A 698-nucleotide genomic window follows, 5' to 3' on the forward strand; every position below is an offset into this window, starting at 1 on the left:
TATCCGCTGAGGCCTGTCCGAACGCGACGCTGGAGCAGCAACAGACGGTCCGACGCTCGCACCATCATCCTCCGTCCGGGCTTGCCGCTTGCTGCCGCCGGAGAGGGAATCGGTCCACCCTTTAATATCCTCTCGATCGCGCTGGTCGAGGGCAGCGATTATGTCCGGACGCCCTCCCAGCACCCAATGGTAGATATTATTGAAATGTTTTCGAGAAACGCCTCTTGCCATCATTTCGCTGTAGACGGATCTTCCCGGGACGGGGTTACGGATTACTTTGGCCAACATTCGGAGGTCCTCGACTTCACTGTCGAGGACCGGCCTTTGAGCGGCCCTCGCCGCCGAGGCTATCGCAGCGGTTCTCTGCCTACGAGCTAGCGCATAATTGTTCCAATTTTTAATGGCGTCTTTGTAATATTTTTCGATTAGATCAAACACGTGCTTTTTGGATTCCCCGGTTAACCAAGATCGTGCTGCACCTTCAGTAACACCCGCTCCTGCGGCTAACGATGCTGCGCTAAGATATAGACCACCGTCCTCGAGAATTAGATCGCCCATTTTCTCAAGGGCGGAGCGTACAGTTGCATCGTCGAATTTGGGGGGCATGCGTCGTTTTCCTTTGCTTCTCTCGCCAGGAAAATCCGTTTCCAGGCTAGCAGTCATGCATGTAACGTAATAATCCGCTCAAGGGTTCAGCA

At 54.0% G+C, this 698-nt stretch carries 1 protein-coding gene; it reads right to left on the reverse strand.

Annotated elements, in window-relative coordinates:
* Positions 1-663 (reverse strand): hypothetical protein (locus F8271_RS31660; RefSeq protein WP_151493428.1); only part of this gene is annotated, 663 nt, incomplete at its 3' end.
* Positions 664-698 lie beyond the last annotated feature (35 nt).

This window comes from Micromonospora sp. ALFpr18c (genome assembly GCF_008868155.1).
Classification (GTDB): Bacteria; Actinomycetota; Actinomycetes; order Mycobacteriales; family Micromonosporaceae; genus Micromonospora.